This is a genomic window from Paracoccus spongiarum (genome assembly GCF_030732095.1).
Taxonomy (GTDB): domain Bacteria; phylum Pseudomonadota; class Alphaproteobacteria; order Rhodobacterales; family Rhodobacteraceae; genus Paracoccus; species Paracoccus spongiarum.
Genome location: NZ_JAVAMQ010000064.1, coordinates 1 through 1,074, shown reverse-complemented (window position 1 = coordinate 1,074; position 1,074 = coordinate 1). Strand labels below are relative to the sequence as shown.

The following is a 1,074-nucleotide window of genomic DNA, read 5'->3' as shown; positions in this document are numbered from 1 at the left end:
GTTCGCTGACCGCGGCCTGCGCCTGCGCCACCGCCATGCCATAGCCCGGCACGATCACCACGCTGTCGGCCTCGTTCAGCGCCGCCGCCACGCCGTCGGCGTCGATGGCGACCTGTTCGCCCTCGATCTCGGCGGCCGGTCCGGTCTCGCCGCCAAAGCCGCCCAGGATCACGCTGACGAAATGCCGGTTCATCGCCTTGCACATGATATAGCTGAGGATCGCACCCGAACTGCCGACCAGTGCGCCGGTCACGATCAGCAAGTCGTTGCCCAGCGTGAAGCCGATCGCCGCCGCCGCCCAGCCCGAATAGCTGTTCAGCATCGACACCACCACCGGCATGTCGGCACCGCCGATACCCATGATCAGGTGATAGCCGATGAAGAAGGCCAGCAGCGTCACCAGGATCAGCCAGAACACGCCCGACCCGAAGCCGGTGAAATAGAGGATGCCGAACAGGATCGACAGTGCCAGCGCGCCGGCGTTCAGCATGTGCCCGCCCGGCAGCTTCCTGGGCTTGCCGTCGACGCGGCCGGCCAGCTTGCCGAAGGCCACCACCGACCCGGTAAAGGTCACCGCCCCGATGAAGATGCCCAGGAAAACCTCGATCTTCAGCATCGCGATCTCGGCCGGGGTCTTGTGGGCCAGCACGGCGGCAAAGCCCTCGAATTCCTGGATCACGCCCTCGGCCCGGATCCGCATGACGCGGGCCAGTTCGATCTGGGCGTTGAAGCCGACGAAGACGGCGGCAAGGCCGACCAGGCTGTGCATCGCCGCGACCAGCTGCGGCATCTCGGTCATCTGGACGCGCTTGGCGACCACCCAGCCGGCGGCGCCGCCGATGGCGATCATGATGGCCGACAGCAGCCAGTTGCCCGCGCCCGGCCCGAACAGCGTCGCCAGCACCGCAAGGCCCATGCCGACGATGCCGTACCAGATCGCGCGCTTGGCGCTTTCCTGTCCCGACAGCCCGCCAAGGGACAGGATGAACAGGACGGCGGCGACCACATAGGCCGCGGTCGTGAATCCGTATTCCATCATTGCCTCCTTACGACTTCTGGAACATGGCGAGCATT

Annotated in this window: 1 protein-coding gene; it reads right to left on the bottom strand. The window is 66.4% G+C overall.

The window, feature by feature from the left end:
• The coding region (locus tag Q5Y72_RS19685) for an NAD(P)(+) transhydrogenase (Re/Si-specific) subunit beta (protein WP_305965080.1) at positions 1–1,036 on the bottom strand (1,036 nt) is incomplete at its 3' end.
• Between the last annotated feature and the right edge of the window lie 38 nt (positions 1,037–1,074).